General features: G+C 33.7%; 15 protein-coding genes. 10 read left to right on the top strand and 5 right to left on the bottom strand.

The window, feature by feature from the left end; genetic code table 11:
* Window positions 1-29: 29 nt before the first annotated feature.
* Complete coding sequence (locus tag UH7x_RS11880) at window positions 30-407, top strand: DoxX family membrane protein (protein WP_482360150.1); 378 nt, start codon at window positions 30-32, stop codon at window positions 405-407.
* A 28-nt stretch (window positions 408-435) separates the two neighbouring features.
* Here the strand turns inward: UH7x_RS11880 and UH7x_RS11875 are convergent, their stop codons facing one another.
* Complete coding sequence (locus UH7x_RS11875; protein ID WP_482360149.1) at window positions 436-912, bottom strand: DUF4136 domain-containing protein; 477 nt, start codon at window positions 910-912, stop codon at window positions 436-438.
* Window positions 913-1,016: 104 nt separating this feature from the next.
* The gene (gene obgE / locus UH7x_RS11870; protein WP_482360148.1) at window positions 1,017-2,027 is read right to left on the bottom strand and encodes a GTPase ObgE; all 1,011 of its coding nucleotides are present in this window, start codon (window positions 2,025-2,027) and stop codon (window positions 1,017-1,019) included.
* A gap of 226 nt (window positions 2,028-2,253) precedes the next feature.
* Here obgE and UH7x_RS11865 point away from each other — a divergent pair, with 226 nt between their 5' ends.
* The gene (locus UH7x_RS11865) at window positions 2,254-2,829 is read left to right on the top strand and encodes a hypothetical protein (RefSeq protein WP_482360147.1); all 576 of its coding nucleotides are present in this window, start codon (window positions 2,254-2,256) and stop codon (window positions 2,827-2,829) included.
* A gap of 74 nt (window positions 2,830-2,903) precedes the next feature.
* Here UH7x_RS11865 and UH7x_RS11860 read toward each other — a convergent pair whose 3' ends face one another.
* Complete coding sequence (locus tag UH7x_RS11860) at window positions 2,904-4,010, bottom strand: adenylate kinase (RefSeq protein ID WP_482360146.1); 1,107 nt, start codon at window positions 4,008-4,010, stop codon at window positions 2,904-2,906.
* A gap of 165 nt (window positions 4,011-4,175) precedes the next feature.
* On the opposite strand from UH7x_RS11860, the gene UH7x_RS11855 reads away from it, so the two are divergent.
* From UH7x_RS11855 to UH7x_RS11835, 5 genes are all read left to right on the top strand, one after another.
* Complete coding sequence (locus UH7x_RS11855) at window positions 4,176-5,330, top strand: 5-(carboxyamino)imidazole ribonucleotide synthase (RefSeq protein WP_482360145.1); 1,155 nt, start codon at window positions 4,176-4,178, stop codon at window positions 5,328-5,330.
* Between the two features lies 1 nt (window position 5,331).
* Window positions 5,332-5,820 (top strand): 5-(carboxyamino)imidazole ribonucleotide mutase, encoded by a 489-nt coding sequence (purE, locus tag UH7x_RS11850; protein ID WP_482360144.1) that lies wholly within the window; start codon window positions 5,332-5,334, stop codon window positions 5,818-5,820.
* Window positions 5,821-5,893: 73 nt separating this feature from the next.
* Window positions 5,894-7,909: a M3 family metallopeptidase gene (locus UH7x_RS11845; RefSeq protein ID WP_482360143.1), complete on the top strand. Its 2,016-nt coding sequence runs from the start codon at window positions 5,894-5,896 to the stop codon at window positions 7,907-7,909.
* Between the two features lie 377 nt (window positions 7,910-8,286).
* Window positions 8,287-13,209: a PAS domain-containing sensor histidine kinase gene (locus tag UH7x_RS11840; RefSeq protein WP_482360142.1), complete on the top strand. Its 4,923-nt coding sequence runs from the start codon at window positions 8,287-8,289 to the stop codon at window positions 13,207-13,209.
* A 5-nt stretch (window positions 13,210-13,214) separates the two neighbouring features.
* Window positions 13,215-13,628, top strand: a complete 414-nt coding sequence (locus UH7x_RS11835; RefSeq protein ID WP_482360141.1) for a response regulator — start codon at window positions 13,215-13,217, stop codon at window positions 13,626-13,628.
* A gap of 35 nt (window positions 13,629-13,663) precedes the next feature.
* On the opposite strand, the gene UH7x_RS11830 is transcribed toward UH7x_RS11835, so the two are convergent.
* Window positions 13,664-14,017, bottom strand: a complete 354-nt coding sequence (locus tag UH7x_RS11830) for a rhodanese-like domain-containing protein (RefSeq protein ID WP_482360140.1) — start codon at window positions 14,015-14,017, stop codon at window positions 13,664-13,666.
* Between the two features lie 117 nt (window positions 14,018-14,134).
* Here UH7x_RS11830 and UH7x_RS11825 point away from each other — a divergent pair, with 117 nt between their 5' ends.
* Both UH7x_RS11825 and UH7x_RS11820 read left to right on the top strand, forming a co-directional pair.
* Entirely contained in the window at window positions 14,135-14,695 is a 561-nt protein-coding gene (locus UH7x_RS11825; protein ID WP_482363603.1) for a sigma-70 family RNA polymerase sigma factor, read from the top strand.
* Complete coding sequence (locus UH7x_RS11820; RefSeq protein WP_482360139.1) at window positions 14,692-14,919, top strand: hypothetical protein; 228 nt, start codon at window positions 14,692-14,694, stop codon at window positions 14,917-14,919. Before UH7x_RS11825 ends, UH7x_RS11820 begins: the two co-directional genes overlap by 4 nt.
* Here the strand turns inward: UH7x_RS11820 and UH7x_RS11815 are convergent.
* A complete protein-coding gene (locus UH7x_RS11815; RefSeq protein WP_482360138.1) occupies window positions 14,916-15,740 on the bottom strand; it encodes a UbiA prenyltransferase family protein in 825 nt (274 codons plus the stop codon). The two genes, UH7x_RS11820 and UH7x_RS11815, sit on opposite strands and share 4 nt — an antisense overlap.
* A gap of 131 nt (window positions 15,741-15,871) precedes the next feature.
* On the opposite strand from UH7x_RS11815, the gene gcvP reads away from it, so the two are divergent.
* A complete protein-coding gene (gene gcvP / locus UH7x_RS11810; protein WP_482360137.1) occupies window positions 15,872-18,712 on the top strand; it encodes an aminomethyl-transferring glycine dehydrogenase in 2,841 nt (946 codons plus the stop codon).
* The last annotated feature ends 64 nt before the right edge of the window (window positions 18,713-18,776 follow it).

Here is an 18,776-nt window from a genome sequence, read left to right as displayed (position 1 = left end):
AGCATACAATCAACTAAACACATATTATTATGAATTCTAAAGTCTTCATGGTTTTAAGAATTATTTTCGGAATCTTATTAGTCATTTTTGGTGCCGAGAAATTTTTTCATTTTATGCCACAACCAGAAATGGTTTTACCAGATTCAGTATTAAATTACATGAATGCATTAATGAGTTCTAAAACAATGGATTTAGTAGGCTTTGTAGAAGTAGTCGCCGGTCTATCATTAATCTTTAATAAATTTGGTGCACTTCTCATGATTATTCTTATGAGTATTTCTATAAATGCGGTTCTTTTTCATGCTACACTCTCTCCTGGTGATATTCCCGGTGCTGTTGTATTATTAATTTTAAACATTGTGATGCTATACGGATACAAAGACCAGTATAAAGATTTACTACATTAAATCAAGAAAAACAACTGAAGTAGTTAAGTTATTTTTTATGTGACTTTGGAGGGTATTTGGAAAGCATTTTATCAACTAATTCGGCTAATTGATGCTCCTTAATTGCTGGAGATGCATTTTCTTTAAATGTAGTTTGAGAAGCTGCTGTCCAAAAAATGTGATTTTTTCTGATATCCAAAAATTCAAATCGAATTGGGTTTTGATCCGAAGTTAATGTTTCAGTCGATATTTGGCCCGAATTACCAATCTGTGCTTCCCTATTCTCAATTTTGATTAAAAAATCGGGCTCTTCTGAATACACCATACCTTTTATTTGTAAGGTAATGTCCATAATATTTAACAATCGTTTTTCGTCAATTTCACTTAAACCTGTATTCAATTTTGAATAAAACTTATAGGTGTTAAAATTTGAAAAATCGGTACTCATATCGTAATCATAATTCACTTTAACAGCCCCACAAGAAGTGAATAAAACTGAAAATAAAAGAATAAATAAAGGTCGCATTTATATCTAATTAGCCACTTTTCCCCTTTAAATATGGGGAAAAACTGAATTATGTTAGTTAGTAAAAATAATGAAAAAAGGCACCTGAACAGGTAAATACACCTTTATTTCGATGAATTGTTCAACATAGCCCAAAGTCTATCTTTCAATTCTGTAATACCTTGCTGTGCTACCGACGATATAAACATATAAGGCACACCTTTTAAATCTTTGTCTAGTTCAACCCTCATTTCTTGCTTTAATTCATCATCTAGCATATCACTTTTAGAGATGACTATCAGACGTTCTTTATCCAATAATTCAGCGTTGTACCGCTTTAATTCGTTCAATAAAATATTGTATTCCTTCCCAATATCATCGCTATCGGCGGGCACCATAAATAATAGGGTGGCATTGCGTTCTATATGTCGTAGAAAATAGTGTCCAAGGCCTTTACCTTCGGCAGCACCTTCTATAATTCCTGGAATATCAGCCATTACAAAACTTTGAAAATCGCGATGTTCAACAATCCCTAAATTTGGTTTCAAAGTAGTAAACTCATAGTCCGCAATCTTAGGTTTTGCAGAAGTAATAACTGAAAGTAAAGTAGATTTACCAGCATTCGGAAAACCAACTAAACCCACATCTGCCAAAACCTTAAGTTCTAAGATAACTTCAGTTTCTTGCCCAGGAACACCTGGTTGCGCATAACGTGGTGTTTGATTGGTTGAAGTTTTAAAATGCCAGTTTCCACGGCCTCCTAATCCACCTTCTATCAATATCCGCTCTTCGTTTGGTTCCGTAATCTCAAAAAGGACTTCTTGCGTTTCACTGTCTTTAAAAACAGTACCTAAAGGAACGTCCATATAAACATCTTCACCATCTTCACCAGAACTACGCTGTTTAGAACCATGACCGCCATGACCAGCTTTAAAATGCCTTTTGAATTTAAAGCCAACCAAAGTCCATAGATTGGGGTTTCCACGAATAATCACATGACCACCTCTTCCGCCATCTCCACCATCAGGACCTCCTTTGGTAATATATTTTTCGCGATGTAAATGCACAGAGCCTTTACCCCCGTTACCAGATTCGGCACGAATTTTAACGTAATCAACAAAATTGCCCTCCGTCATTTTCTAAATATCTAAATGCATTAAAATCTTGTTTAAAGCACTTTGCAAAAATACTTATTTTAATTCCTTTTATAAGCATTGGCACTATGTAATACTAGCTTAATAGATATCTAGCTTAATTAATATTATATCACTTATCAAAAGTTTAAAGCCATTTAAATTAAACAATATTGATTTTGGCATAGTTTTAGGTCTTTGTTTTTTACTAATTTCATCTAAAAAAACTATGAAACACATAACCCTTGTTATTGCTCTATTACTAACATTTAATTTTTATGGGCAAGACAGCAACACTAAAGAAGATAAATTCGAAATAAAGGGCAATGCCTTTAATTTATTGGTATTTAAAGCTCCAGAGGCGTCTTTCGAATACCTAATAAATGAGGATTCTTCTGTGGGAGCATCAATTCTTGTAAATCTTGAAGATGCTAATGAAAATTATTATAACAGTAGTCCATATTATGTTGAACAATTTGCATTTACTCCATATTACCGTCGCTTTTTCTCAGGTAAATACGCCGAGCGTTTCTTCCTAGAAACTTTCGCAATGTTTAATAAACAAGAAGATACAATTTTCGACTATAATTATGACTATGAAAATGATACAAGCACTACAACTAGTACAGATGAAACCAGTACTAATTTAGCTTTCGGAATCGCAATTGGCAGTAAATTCACTAGCCCCGGAGGTTTTATGTTCGAGTTTTATGGTGGAGTGGGAAGAAACATTATAACATCTAATGAAGTTGATTCATTCGAATTTGTTCCACGTTTAGGAATTTCTTTGGGATATCGCCTTTAACTACAAGCGGCAGAATTACTTAGATTTTAGTAGCTAGAATTAAATGTCTAGCTACTAAAACCAACTATTATTTTCTAAAGTTCTTCAATTACTTTACCTAAACGCATGGTAATTTCATCAATGGCGCCAATACCATTTACACTGTGAAATTTACCTTGAGCTTCATAAAAATCTTTTAATGGAGCAGTTTTCTGATTGTATTCATCAAAACGATTGCGAATCTTACTTTCATCTTGATCATCACTACGGCCACTTACTTTACCGCGTTCTAAAAGACGTTGAATTAAGATTTCATCATTAGCCTCTAGTGCTATTGTAGCATCTATTTTCATGTCTTTGGTCACCAAAAACTTATCTAATGCCTCTGCTTGGCCTGTTGTTCTAGGAAAGCCATCAAAAATAAATCCACTAGCATCCGGATTACTATCAACAGCATCCTCAAGCATTTTAATAGTCACCTCATCTGGCACTAAATCACCTTTATCAATATATGATTTGGCCAACTTTCCCAAATCGGTATCATTCTTCATGTTATAACGAAACAAATCTCCTGTAGAAATATGTTTCAAATTATACTTTTCCTTCAAAAATTCGGCTTGTGTGCCTTTACCTGCACCTGGTTTACCGAATAGCACTAAATTAATCATATGTTTTTGGTTTAGCTGGTACACTTCTTTTAAGTTGCGGCCCAACTCGTTATAATCAAGTCCGTAGCCTACAATAAATTTATCAGGTATTTCAATACCAACATAATCAATTGTATACTCTCCGTTGTAAATCTCTGATTTATAAAAAAGGCTAGCAATTTTAAATTCTTTCACATTAATATCAGAAAACATGTGAATTAACTCTTTAAGTGTGCGTCCTGTATCTATTATATCCTCAAGAATTATTACACTTCTACCTTCTATATCTTCAGAAACGTCTAATAAAGTTTCAACAATACCTGTAGAAGTTAGGCCTCCATATGAGCTCATCTTAACAAAAGAAACTTCACATGGATGTTGATAAGCCTTTAAAAAATCGGACACGAACATAAAAGCACCATTAAGCACCCCAACAAAAATTGGAGTCTCATTCTTATAATCTAGCGCAATTTTATTCGCAAGTTCTTGAACGGCAGACAAGATTTGAGCTTCGCTTAAATAAGGTTTAAAATATTGATCGTGGAGCTTTATCACAGCATTTTTTATAGGATGGCTAATATACTGAAGTGATTTAAACTTTTCACCTTCTAGCCTAAATAAAATTGTGTTTTAAGTTGCTTTTTTAATAAGATACCTATGGTTTTGCGAATTCGGTGTATTTTTGTGTTATAGCCTTCAAACAAAGCAAAGCATATAGTAATGGAATACTTTTCTTCAGATTTTACATTGGGAATTTTAGGGGGCGGACAGCTCGGTAAAATGATGTTGTATGAAACCAGAAAATGGGACATTCGCACTAAGGTTATGGAGGCTTCTGATGAGGCACCCTGTAAAATTTCTTGCAATCAATTTGTAAAAGGAAGCCTTTTAAACTTTGATGATGTATACAATTTTGGACAAGATGTAGATGTACTTACTATTGAAATAGAAAATGTAAATCTCGATGCTTTAGAAAAATTAGAATCGGAAGGCAAGAAAATATATCCACCAACGAAAGCTTTGCGAATAATACAAAACAAGGCAAAACAGAAATTGTTTTACGTAGATAATGAAATACCCACTGCCGATTTTCAACGATTTGCTTACCGAAGTGAAATAGAAGACAGCATTAGTAACGGTGCTCAAAAGCTACCTTTTATATGGAAAGTTGCTCAATTTGGATATGATGGACAGGGCGTAAAAGTAATTCGTAAAATTGAGGATTTAGAAAATTTACCTTCAGGCGAGTGTATTGCTGAAGAAATGATAAACTTTAAAAATGAACTAGCAGTAATCGTTTCGAGAAGTGCAAGTGGTGAAGTAAAAACATATCCTGTTGTGGAAATGGAATTTCACCCAGAAGCCAATCAAGTAGAATATGTAATTTGTCCGGCTCGTATTTCTGATGAGGTTGCGAAAAAAGCGCAAGAAATTGCCTTAAAAGTTGCTTATAAGATTAAGCATGTGGGTTTGTTGGCAGTTGAAATGTTTCAAACTCAGGACGATAAAATATTGATTAATGAAGTAGCTCCAAGACCCCACAACAGTGGTCATTATAGCATCGAAGCTAGTTACACCAATCAATTTGAGCAACATATAAGAGCTATTTTAGATTTACCCTTAGGTAACACCGCTAGTAAAGTAGCCGGAATTATGGTAAATCTTGTAGGTGCCGAAGGCTATACTGGCGATGTAGTTTATGAAAACATTGATGCTATTCTAAAAATGGATGGTGTTACACCACATATTTATGGTAAAAAACAAACAAGACCTTTTCGTAAAATGGGCCATGTTACCATTGTTAATGAAGATATTGAAAAAGCACGTGCTGTTGCACAAGAAGTTAAAGAACTTATTAAAGTAATTAGTAAATAATATGAGTAAAGTAGCCGTAGTAATGGGAAGCACAAGCGACCTACCCGTAATGCAAGATGCCATTGATATTTTAAAAGGTTTTGATATTGAAGTTGATGTTGATATCGTTTCAGCACATCGTACACCTGAGAAACTTTTCGATTTTAGTAAAAATGCACATACCAACGGTTATTCAGTGATAATCGCTGGTGCTGGCGGAGCCGCCCATTTACCTGGCATGGTTGCCTCATTGTCTCCATTACCAGTAATTGGTGTTCCTGTAAAAAGCAGCAATTCTATTGACGGTTGGGATTCAGTATTATCTATTCTACAAATGCCAGGTGGTGTTCCTGTTGCTACTGTAGCCCTTAATGGCGCAAAAAATGCTGGAATTCTTGCCGCTCAAATTATTGGTAGCGGCGATAAATGCGTACTCGACAAAATAATACTTTACAAAGAAGGATTAAAACAGAAAGTTATTGAAGGTGCTAAATCTGTAAATAAAAAATAATTATTCGATAATTTGTTTATTTATTAATGCGTTCGAATAAGCAAATAAATCTATCTACAAATCAACATTACAAATGAATCCACTTTTATCCTCATTCGATACCGCTCCATTTTCTAAAATAAAGAACGAACATTTTAAGCCTGCTTTTTTACAAGCAATGGAAGATGCAAGAGCTGAAATAGACGCAATTACATCAAATAAAGAAGCACCGACTTTTAATAATACTATTGTCGCATTAGAATTTTCCGGGCAAAAATTAGACAGAATATCTAGTGTTTTCTTTAATCTCAACTCCGCTGAGACTAATGAAGAAATTCAAAAAATAGCACAAGAAGTATCACCACTACTCTCTGATTTTAGTAATGATATTACTCTAAATGAGGCCTTGTTTACAAGAATAAAAAGTGTTTATGAGCAAAAGGACGCTTTAGATTTAACTGTAGAACAAGACACGTTGTTAGATAAGAAATACAAAAGTTTTAGTAGAAATGGCGCAAACCTATCTGATGACAAGAAGAAACGATTGCGAGAAATAGATGCTGAACTTTCCAAGCTTAAGTTAAAATTTGGTGAAAATATACTTGCTGAAACCAACAAGTATGAAATGCATCTAACCGCTGAAAAAGATGTTGAAGGGTTACCTGAAAGTGCCAAAGAAGCAGCTGCGCAACTAGCTAAATCTAAAGAGAAAGAAGGTTGGCTGATTACCTTAGATTACCCTAGTTATATTCCTTTTATGAAATATGCTAAAAATAGAAAATTACGAAAAGAACTTTCTTTAGCTTTTGGCAGCAAAGCATTTAAAGGGGACGAATTAGATAATCAAGAAACGGTGTTACGCCTAGCAAAGTTACGTTTTGAAAGAGCCAATTTATTAGGGTACAAAACGCATGCGCATTTTGTTTTAGAAGAGCGGATGGCAGAAACACCTGAGAAAGTTCATTCATTTTTAAATGAGTTACTTGAAAAAGCAAAACCTGCTGCCGTAAAAGAATACGAGCAACTTGAAGATTTTGCTAAAGAACTAGATGCTATTGATAAACTTCAAAAATGGGATGGTAGTTATTATTCTGAGAAACTAAAACAGAAATTATTTAATCTTGACGACGAACAATTAAAACCGTATTTCAAACTTGAAAACGTAATCTCTGGAGTATTTACGGTAGCCGAAAAGTTATTTGACCTTCAATTCGAGGAAGTTTTTGATGTAGATAAATACCACGAAGAAGTAAAAACGTACAAAGTTTACGATGCAGACAAAAATTTTGTCTCTCTGTTTTATGCAGATTTTCACCCACGTAAGGGTAAACGTGGTGGTGCATGGATGACTTCTTTCAAATCACAATGGATAAAAGATGGAGAAAACAGTAGACCACATATTTCTAATGTGTGCAACTTTACCCCTTCCACAGAAACCAAACCGTCGCTCTTAACTTTTAACGAGGTAACGACATTGTTTCATGAATTTGGTCATGGCCTTCATGGCATGCTAGCAAACACTACCTACCCTAGCCTTTCTGGCACTTCTGTTTATTGGGATTTTGTTGAACTACCAAGTCAGGTAATGGAAAACTGGTGTTATGAAAAAGATGCGCTAGAACTTTTTGCTACACACTATGAAACTGGTGAAGTAATACCGATGGATTTAGTTGAAAAAATTAAAGAATCGGCAACTTTTCAAGAAGGCATGGCAACCCTGCGCCAAATTAGTTTCGGGCTATTAGATATGGCATGGCATGGAACAGACCCAACAAACATCACCAATGTTAAAAGCTATGAAACAGAAGCTTTTGCGGGCACAAAATTATTTCCCGAAACACCTGAAACCTGTATGAGTACAGCATTTGCGCATATTTTTCAAGGCGGATATTCTTCTGGGTACTACAGTTATAAATGGGCCGAGGTATTGGATGCAGATGCCTTTGCTTACTTTAAAGAAAAAGGTATTTTCAATAAAGAGGTAGCTACTAAATTTAAAGACAATGTACTCTCAAAAGGTGGCACAGAAAACCCAATGGTATTGTACAAACGTTTTAGAGGGGCAGAACCTAAAGTTGAAGCTTTATTAGAAAGAGCCGGTTTAATTTAAAACGTACTAGTATACTTACATACAAACTAAATCACATGGTGATAATTTGTCTTGTTGAATCTAAAAAAAGTAGTGTAATTTTTCAGAGTTGTATTTTCAAAATTTAAGGAAATTGAATTTCTAAAATAGTATTGAAAATTTTACTGGTAATTACACTTTTTTCAACATTAAAATATGAAAAGTAGAAGTTCCTAATAAAAAACTGCAGTTTATTACAACAACCATATAAATGGAGCAAAACGGATTTGTTTTGTTCCATTTCTTTCATTAAATGCTTATATTGTAGCATAATACGTACAATTTTGTACGATTTTCTCCCAATGCACAGTATCATTTTAGCACTCCAAAAGTAAATTTAAAAATATTTGAAAGTAAGTATGGCCAAAATAGGATTTGATATTTCTCAAACATTAGAGCTACTCGAAAACGTAAATAAAGCAGCTAACATTGGCATCTTTCAATTTGAAGTTGAAACCAAAAAAATTTATTGGAATGACGTTTTAAAATCGATTTATGAGGTTTCTGAACATTTTGAACCAAACTTAGATAATGTTTTCGAATTCATACATGAAGCAGGCCTTCAAGAACAAATAGAAAAAGCACATATTGATGCAATAGAACTTGGAAAATCATTTAAAATTGAACATGCTATTGTAACTAATAATGGAAATAAACGCTATACTTCAACAATAGGACAACCCGTATTTGAAGATGGTCGCTGTATCTATATTCATGGATCTGTAATGGATATTTCTAAACAGAAAGAGGCCGAAATTGAATTAGCAAAACAAAATCAACAATTAGTTCTTTCAGGTCAAATGAATGAAATTGGCTATTGGCGTTGGGACACTGTAACAAACAAAGAAGTATGGTCTGATTATCAATATCAAATTTTTGGAAGAAAGAAAGGTGAAAAACCATCATATGACACTTACTTGAGCCATATTCACCCAGATGATTTCGATTTTGTTTCTGATAAAATCGAAAAGGCTTTTGTTGACAAAATTCTTCCAGTATATTCTCATCGTATCGTTTTAGAAAACGGCACAATCAAAGTAGTATTAGTATCGGGGCAAGTTATAACCAATAAAAAAGGAGAAGTTATAGAAATGCTTGGCACCTGTCAAGACATTACAAATAAACAGCAGGCCGAGCTAAAATATTATCAAACACACAAGCAACTAAATCTTACCGAAAAAATTAACATGTCTGGCTCTTGGAAATTGAACCTCGATAAAAATGAGTTTAAATGGACTGATAATTTATATAAAATTTTAGACTTTGAGATTGGCACTCCAATGAGTTTTAAATTGCTTACTAAACGTTTTCATCCCGATGACATAGATTTTGTTACTAAAGAAATACAAAAGGTAATTAAGACTAAACAAGGACAAACATTTTCGCATCGTATTATCACCAAAAATGGAAGTATTAAAACTTTGGAGATTTTCGCCGAGCCGCTATCTAAATTGGATAATGAAATAACAGAATTAATTGGAACTATTCGTGATATTTCAAACAACCTAAGTGTTGAAAAAGAACTAAAAGACAAAAATAGATTCCTTGATTTTTCCGAAAAACTTACCACCATTGGTTACTGGAAATACATACCTGAAACCAATTTTGTTTCTTGGTCAGATAATCACTATCAAATATTTGAGGTATCGAAAGAGGAGCAGCTATCTTTTGAAACTTATTTCAACCGCATTCACCCAGAAGACCAAGAATTGGTTTACGAAAGAATTAATCAATCTATAAAGGAATTAAAATTTTATGATTTTACCCATAGAATTGTATTAGACAATGGGGCAATTAAAATAATACAGGTAATAGGTAAAGTTTATAAAAATAAAACTAATAATCACATTGAATTGTTAGGCACATGTTTAGATATAACCGAAAGTGAATCAATAGAGCACGAGTTGTCTAAAAAAAATCAGCAATTGCGTATTGCTGAGAAAATGACCATGATTGGGAATTGGCAATTTAATCCTATTACGAAAAAGGTATTGTGGTCAGACAATCTGTATAACATATATGGGCATGACAAAAGTGACCCTGTTACCTTTGATACTTATGTGAATTATATTCATGAAGAAGATAAAAGCGACGTAGTTGCAAAACTTATGGCCGGAATGGAAGATGGCAAATTTCGTTCTTCAACATATAGAATACGGCTTAAAGATGGAACAATTAAAAATATTAAAACGGTTGGAAAAGTTATTACCAATAAAAATGGTGATGTTATACAAATGTTTGGCACCTGCCAAGATATTACAGAAAGTATACAGAAAGAGATAGCATTAACACAAAAAAATAAAGAATTAAATTTTGCTGAAAAATTAGCGAAATCTGGCTCGTGGAGTTATGACCTAATTACCGGTGAGTTAATTTGGTCCGATAATCAATACGAAATTTTTGGACTTAAAATAGATAGTGAAATATCTTATAAAAATTTTACAGATTTTATTCATGTGGATGATAAAGAATTAACTATTGCTAAATTTCAATCTTCCATTAATTTTAAACAACCTTATAAAGCCATTTATCGTATTCAATTGCAAGATGGTTCCCTTAAAACGCTCAAAACTGCGGCAAAAATAGTTACCAATAAAAAAGGGGAAGTGGTAAAAATGCTAGGTTCATGCCAAGACATTACAGATAGTATTAAAGTTCAAAAAGAATTAAAAGATAAAAATCAACAACTTAATCGTGCTGAACAAATGGCATCGCTAGGTTCTTGGGAATACAATCCGAGTACTGAAGACTTTATTTGGTCAGACAATTTATACCGTATCTATGGTTTTGAACCTGGAATAGAAATGAGCTTAGAATTAGGAACTTCTAGAGTACACCCAGACGATGTAGAAGCAATTAAAAATATTGTACGTGAAATTTTGAACGGAGTACCACATGAGTCGTTTACCCAAAGAATAGTACTAGACGATGGTACCATTAAAACTGTAGAAGCTAGAGCGCATACAATAACAGACAAAGAAGGCAACTTAAAACTAGTTGGTACAACCCAAGACATTACAGAATCTAGGAAAAAAGAAAATGAGATTTTACTAAAAAACCTGCAACTTAATATTGCAGAACAAACAGCCATGTTAGGTTCCTGGGAATGGCAACCACAAAAAAACATCTATAAATGGTCTGAGAATCTGTATAGAATTTATGGTTGGGAACCTGGGGTAGAAATAAGTCATGAATTAACTTTAACCAGGGTTCACCCAGAAGATATGGCTGAAGTAAGGCAATATGTTCAAGGTATTCTTAATGGAGCTGTTCCTAAACAATTCACTCACCGTATAATTTTAGACAATGGTGACACAAAAACCTTAGAAATAAGAGGTAATTCCGCTAAAGATGAAGATGGCAATTTAGTCCTCATTGGTACTACACAAGACATTACAGAGGCTAAGAAAAATGAACTAATAATACTACAAAAGAACCAGCAACTAAATGATGCCGAACAATTGGCTATGACCGGTTCATTTAACTTTAAACCAAAATCTAAGGAGTTAATCTGGTCTAATAATTCTTATAGATTACACGGTTTGGAAATTGGAACTCCAATGAATTGGGACACCTATCTTTCTTGTATACACCCAGATGATGTAGAATATTTTAAAAAGAGTCTAAACGAAGTAATGACTTCCAAAAAATTCGAAGACCTAACCTACCGGATAAAACATAAAGATGGCGCAACCAGAAACGTGATATCTACAGCTAAAGTAATTACCAATAAAAAAGGAGAAGTAGTTGAAATTGTAGGTACAGGTAGAGATATTACAGAGTCTAAAAAAACAGAACTAGAGATGCTTCAGAAGAACCAACAGCTAAACGAAGCTGAACAATTGGCGAAGTCGGGTTCTTGGACTTGGCATGCAAGTACCAATACTTATAAATGGTCTGACAATCTTTACAGACTGTATGATATAGAAGCTGGCAGTCCTATAGACTTTAATACATTTCTTACATGCGTACACCCTGATGACCAAGAATATGTATCAAAAATTCAAAAAGAACTTATACATACCAAAAAATTTGACAACACCCATCGTGCAAAACACAAAGACGGAACGATTAGAACCATTGAAGCAGTAGGTAAAATAATTACAAACAATAAAGGTGAAATTGTTGAAATTCTTGGTTCAAGCCAAGATATAACAGAACGCTTACAAAAAGAACAAGAATTGCAACAAATGAACCAGCAATTAAAAACTGCTGAAAATTTGGCAAAAATAGGTTCATTTCTTTACAAACCCAATATCGATGTTTTTCAATGGTCTGATAACTCCTACAGAATTTACGGATTTGAAATTGGTATTCCTATGAGTTTTGACACTTTTCTAACTTGTATACATCCAGAGGATTATCAAAATGTTTTAGATCATTTTGATGATATTTTTAATTCTAAAGAATTTAAGAATTTAGTTTATAGGATTAAACATAATAATGGTACGATTAAGACTATAGAAGCTATTGGAAAAGTAATCATTAACGATAGTGGTGAAATTGTTGAAATAATAGGGACTAGTAGGGATATTACTGAGCAAAAAAAGGCAGAGAACAAAATTTTAGAAACCAATACAAGGTTAGAAAAAATCACCACTGAATTAATGGCGAGAAATAGGCAATTGGCAGATTTCAATCAAATCACCTCTCATAATCTAAGAGCCCCTGTAAGTAATTTAAGCACCTTACTCGAACTTTATAATGATGATGCTACGGACGAAGAATTAAAAGCAGTACTCTTTAGCAAATTTGGTATTGTAATTGACCATCTCAACCTTACTTTAAATACATTAATAGATTCGTTGAAAATTAAAAACATCGACAATCTGGTTAAACAAGAGTTATCATTTGATGATACATTAGTTAAAACAAAAGAAATTCTGGTAGCCGAGATCTTAAAAACAGAAGCAATAATTAAAAGTGATTTTTCTGCAAAACCCACAATATTATACAATGAAATTTATTTAGAAAGCATTTTTTTAAACCTAATAAGCAATGCTATAAAATATAAATTTCCCGACCGTACCCCCGAAATACACATTGCTTCAGCAAATAAAAACGGAAAAATTGTATTGTCTATCAAAGACAATGGCCTTGGAATTGATTTGGAAAGACATGGTCACAAATTATTTGGTTTAAACAAGGTATTTCACAAACACCCAGATGCTCTTGGCATTGGTTTGTTTTTAACAAAAGCACAAATTGAAGCAATGGGAGGGTCTATTTATGCTGAAAGTGAGGTAAATGTTGGCACCACGTTTTTTATTACTTTAAACTAAGTTTTATGATGGATTATGATGGAAATATTTATATTATTGATGATGACGACATTTACCAATTCACGTTATCTATAAAAATTAAAGCTATTTGCCCGTCTATTACTATTCATACATTTAAAAATGGATTAGAAGGCATTAATTATATATTAGATAACCTTAATAACCATAAGGAGTTACCAGATATCATATTTTTAGACATTAATATGCCAGTTATGGATGGATTTCAATTTTTAGAAGAGTATGTAAAATTGAAATCAAAAGTAAATAAAGAAATAACCATTTACATGGTTTCATCATCGGTAGACCCTATAGACACTGATAAGTCGAAAATTAATAGTGAAATCTCGGACTATATAGTGAAACCATTTAAAAAGCCGCAATTGAAAGAAATCTTTGATCTTTTCGCAAAAAAAAATTAGAATTAAGTGCATCAAAAAGTCTAAAATGAATATAGCTATTCATTTTCTTCGTAAGCATCATAACCTCCTGTTAAGTTTATGACATTCTTATAACCAAGCGAATCAAGCAATTTTGCTGCTTTTGCACTCCTTCCACCCATTTTACAATATACATATACTGTTTTATCTTTGGATATAGCACTGAATTGATCCTTGAAACCTTCATCAAACCAATTAATATTCAATGCATTATCTAAATGACCAGCAGTATACTCGTCTGGAGTTCGAACATCTACTAATATCCCGTTATCAATATCATTCTGTGAAAGTTCTGTGATAGGTTTTTCTTTACTTTGAGCACAGCTCGAAATCAATAAAAAGAAAAAAGCACACGTAAAAAGAGATTTCATAAAAACAGATTTAATCAAAGATAAAAAATTATGCCAGCATTAAAATATGAATACAAAAACGATAGCATGAAGCTGATTAAAACTAATTCCCTTATTTTTGGCAACGACGAAAAACGAATGCCTTTAAATAAACTACATCCTAATACTTGGGTAGATGCATATGCAGATTACCTTTTCAACTACGCTGTTGGCAGGGTAAGTGATGCCGAAATTGCACGAGACCTTGTTCAAGACACATTTTTTGCAGGCTTAAAATCTGCTAAAAATTATAAAGGTGATGCTAGTGAACGCACTTGGCTAATTGCTATTCTAAAAAGAAAAGTAATTGACCACTACCGTAAGATTAACTCAAAAAAAGGTAAGGCAGAAGTTCGCATGAATTATAGTGCTAGCTCAGATTCTGAAGGAGATTGGCTAGAAGAACAAGTTGCAGACCCATTTAGTTCTTTTGAGAATGATGTAATTGAAAATGAAGAATTAGGCCTTGCTATTCATGATTGTATTTCCAAATTACCTAATAAACAGTCTTTGGTTTTTAAAATGAAAACCATACAAGGAATGAGCACTGAAGATATTTGTAATGAACTTGACATTAATCCGTCTAACTTGTGGGTAATGATACACAGGGCACGTACTGCTCTTGTGGGTTGCCTAAATCAAAATTGGTTTGAATTATGACATCTTGCGAAAAAGCAGCAATAATTTGCAATAAAGCACAGTACAAAGAGGCATCTTTTATAGAAATATTAAAATTAAAGTTTCATTTAATTACCTGTAAAGCATGTTCGAAATTCACAAAAAACAATGCGCAGTTGACTTCCATTTGTGATAAAGCTAATTTACATAGCTTATCGGAAACTGAAAAAAAAGCGATGAAAACCGAATTAAATAAAGAAATCTAAAAAACTTTATATACAAGCCAAGCTATAGCAAACCATAGTATAGGCAAAGCTTCAACCCAAAACGAAGCGTAGTATTTGCTTTTATTTTCATTTGAATTTAAAAGTGCCAAAATTAAGGTTAGACTTATAACCGTTTTTACTGTTATTTCAGACACCTTAAGAGTATCTTTTAAAAAGGTTAGAAGTAAAATTACGATAACCAAAACAACCCCTATTATCTTAGTATTACCTATACCAAAACGTTGCGGTATTGTATTTAGTTCTGGTGGATCATAACGTAAATCTCTAATTTCAAAGGGCAGCATTAAAACTAAAACAATTAGAAATCGTTGAATTGTTTCAATATCTGTATCCCAATTAGCCATTTCATCATTTTGCAATAATGGCAAGACTACAGTTGCTCCGGCCCAAACTACCGCAACAATAATAATTTTAAAACCACTTAAATTTCTTAAATTTTTGGTATGAGGCAAAACTGGTATTGCATATAGGCCTGTAATAATTGTGAGGATAACTAGTGCTTCCCATGTTTTATAGTTCAAACAAAAAGCAAAATACCCTAAAAAAATAAGGGCTATAAAACTAAAAAACTGAATGTTTTTGTGATATCGATTTGCGACCAAAATATACTTCTCTGCTTCTAGTCCGTATTTCACAAAATTGTAGCTCGCAATAGTTCCAAAAAACAAAAACAGTGCAAGGTTACTATCAACAGAAATACTTAACATATAGGCTGTTAACCAAACCAAACAATATACAGACAAAGCCACATGTATACTGGCATCTAAATAAAAATTAAAAATGCGTTTTAAAACCTTCACAGTATAAAAGTAACCAAACTGTTAATAAGCTATGATTTTAGTTAAAAACTTTACATCAAGAGCCTGCCAAAACCTCCACTTTTATTAGGATTAATACCTACTTTTGAAGACTTTATTTTTTTTATATATCTATGAAAACAGATTCGTTTGCGCTACGCCATATCGGAATTGGTAAAAATGATTACCAAAAAATGCTTGACACTATTGGTGTCAATAATTTAGATCAGTTAATATCCGAAACTATTCCTACTGATATTAGACTGAAAAACAAATTAGAATTGGATACTGCACTAAGTGAGAATGAGTACTTAGTTCATTTACAAAACTTAGCTAAAAAAAATAAGGTTTTTAAAAGTTACATTGGTCTAGGATACAATGAAAGCTTAACACCTTCTGTTATTAAAAGAAACATTTTAGAAAACCCGGGATGGTATACAGCGTATACGCCATACCAAGCGGAAATAGCCCAAGGTAGATTAGAAGCGCTTCTTAATTATCAAACCATGGTTTGCGACCTTACAGGAATGGAATTAGCAAACGCTTCACTTTTAGATGAAAGTACAGCTGCTGCCGAAGCAATGGCTTTGCTTTTCGATGTACGTTCTCGCGATCAAAAGAAAAGTAATGTGATGAAATTCTTTGTATCAGAAGAAATATTACCACAAACACTTTCGCTACTCGAAACAAGGTCTAAGCCTTTACATATAGAACTAGTAGTTGGTAATCATGAAGAATTTGATTTCTCAACCGACTATTTTGGAACGCTATTACAATACCCAGGTAAATATGGTGAAGTTCATGATTACACGGATTTTGTAAACAAAGCAAAAGAACAAAATATTAAAGTAGCTGTTGCAGCAGATATCTTGAGTTTGGCATTGCTAAAAGCTCCGGGAGAATTTGGTGTAGATGTTGTTGTAGGTACCACCCAAAGATTTGGCATTCCATTAGGTTATGGCGGACCGCATGCTGCATTTTTCGCAACTAAAGAAGCATACAAAAGAAGCATACCAGGTCGTATTATTGGCTTAACCAAAGATGTTGATGGTAAACCAGCGCTTCGTATGGCATTGCAGACACGTGAACAACATATAAAACGAGATAAAGCCACTTCTAATATCTGTACAGCCCAAGTCTTATTAGCGGTTATGGCGGCAATGTATGCCGTTTATCACGGACCTAAAGGGCTAAAATATATTGCCAAGCAAGTACACAAAAAAACTGCATATTTAAGTCAGATTTTAACCGATGCTGGAATAAAACAAAGCAATTTAAATTATTTCGACACCCTTAAAATTCAAGTTGAAAATGCAAATGAATTAATACGTAATGCGCAAAAATTAGGTATTAATTTAAATTTTATAAATAATAGTGAAGTTTCTATTTCTATTAATGAGGCTACGACTACAGAGGACATTAAAACGCTTGCGAAGCTTTTTGGTATAGCCGGTGAAAATATTCCTGATGCTTACCCCCAAGAAATAATTGATTCGAATTTAAAAAGAAACACGCCATATCTCGAAGATTCTGTTTTCAACTCGTATCATTCAGAAACTGAATTGATGCGATACATAAAAAGATTAGAGCGTAAAGATCTAGCTTTAAATCATTCAATGATTTCACTCGGTAGCTGTACAATGAAATTGAATGCTGCTTCAGAAATGCTTCCGTTAAGTTGGGCAGAATGGGGAAACATTCATCCGTTTGCTCCGGTTGATCAAGCAGAAGGTTATCAAATTATGCTTAAAGCGTTAGAACATCAATTAAGTATTATTACTGGTTTTGCCGCAACATCTTTACAACCTAATTCTGGTGCACAAGGTGAGTATGCCGGTCTAATGACAATTAGAGCATATCATGAATCAAACGGCGAAGACCACAGAAATATCTGTTTAATACCAGCTTCTGCGCACGGTACTAATCCCGCTTCTGCTGTAATGGCAGGAATGAAAGTTGTTGTTACCAAAACCGATGAGAAAGGGAATATAGATGTAAATGACTTAGAAGAAAAAGCTGTTTTACACAAAGATAATTTAGCAGCCTTGATGGTTACCTACCCCTCAACTCATGGTGTATTCGAATCTTCAATAAAACAAATTACACAAATTATTCATGACCACGGTGGTCAAGTTTATATGGATGGCGCCAACATGAATGCTCAGGTTGGCTTAACAAACCCTGCAACTATTGGAGCCGATGTTTGCCATCTTAATTTACATAAAACATTTGCTATACCACATGGTGGTGGTGGCCCAGGGGTTGGTCCTATTTGCGTTGCAAAACAATTAGCTCCTTTTTTACCAGGAAACCCTATAATAAAAACTGGAGGAGATAAAGCAATTACTGCTATTTCTGCTGCTCCTTGGGGTAGCTCATTAGTTTGCTTAATATCTTACGGATATATAAAAATGCTAGGAGAGGCAGGTTTAACGCAGTCCACCAAAATAGCCATTTTAAATGCGAACTATATCAAAGAAAGATTGAATGGGAAATTTGATGTGCTTTATGCTGGCGAAAAAGGTAGAGCTGCACATGAAATGATTGTAGACTGCAGGCCTTTTAAAAAGAATGGTATTGAAGTAACTGATATTGCCAAAAGATTAATGGATTATGGTTTTCACGCACCTACAGTATCTTTTCCTGTTGCCGGTACACTTATGATTGAACCAACTGAAAGTGAAAGTCTAGCTGAACTTGATCGTTTTTGTGATGCTATACTTTCAATTAGAGCTGAAATAGACGAGGCAACTACTGATAATCCAAATAACGTTTTAAAGAATGCCCCGCATACACTTAAAATGCTTACCGATGATGAATGGCAATTTCCGTACAGCAGGCAAAAAGCTGCATATCCATTAGAATACATCGCTGCAAACAAGTTTTGGCCTTCTGTCAGACGCGTTGATGATGCCTATGGCGACCGTAATCTCATCTGTATTTGTACTCCTATTGAAGCTTACGCAGAAGTTTAAAAAATACATCAAACCCTCAATAAATAAAGGCTCTTGACAAACTCAAGAGCCTTTTCGATTTGAA

This window comes from Aurantibacter sp. UH7, assembly GCF_056839165.1.
Note: the sequence above shows the minus strand (reverse complement) of the source record. Positions and strands in the feature narration are given on the sequence as shown.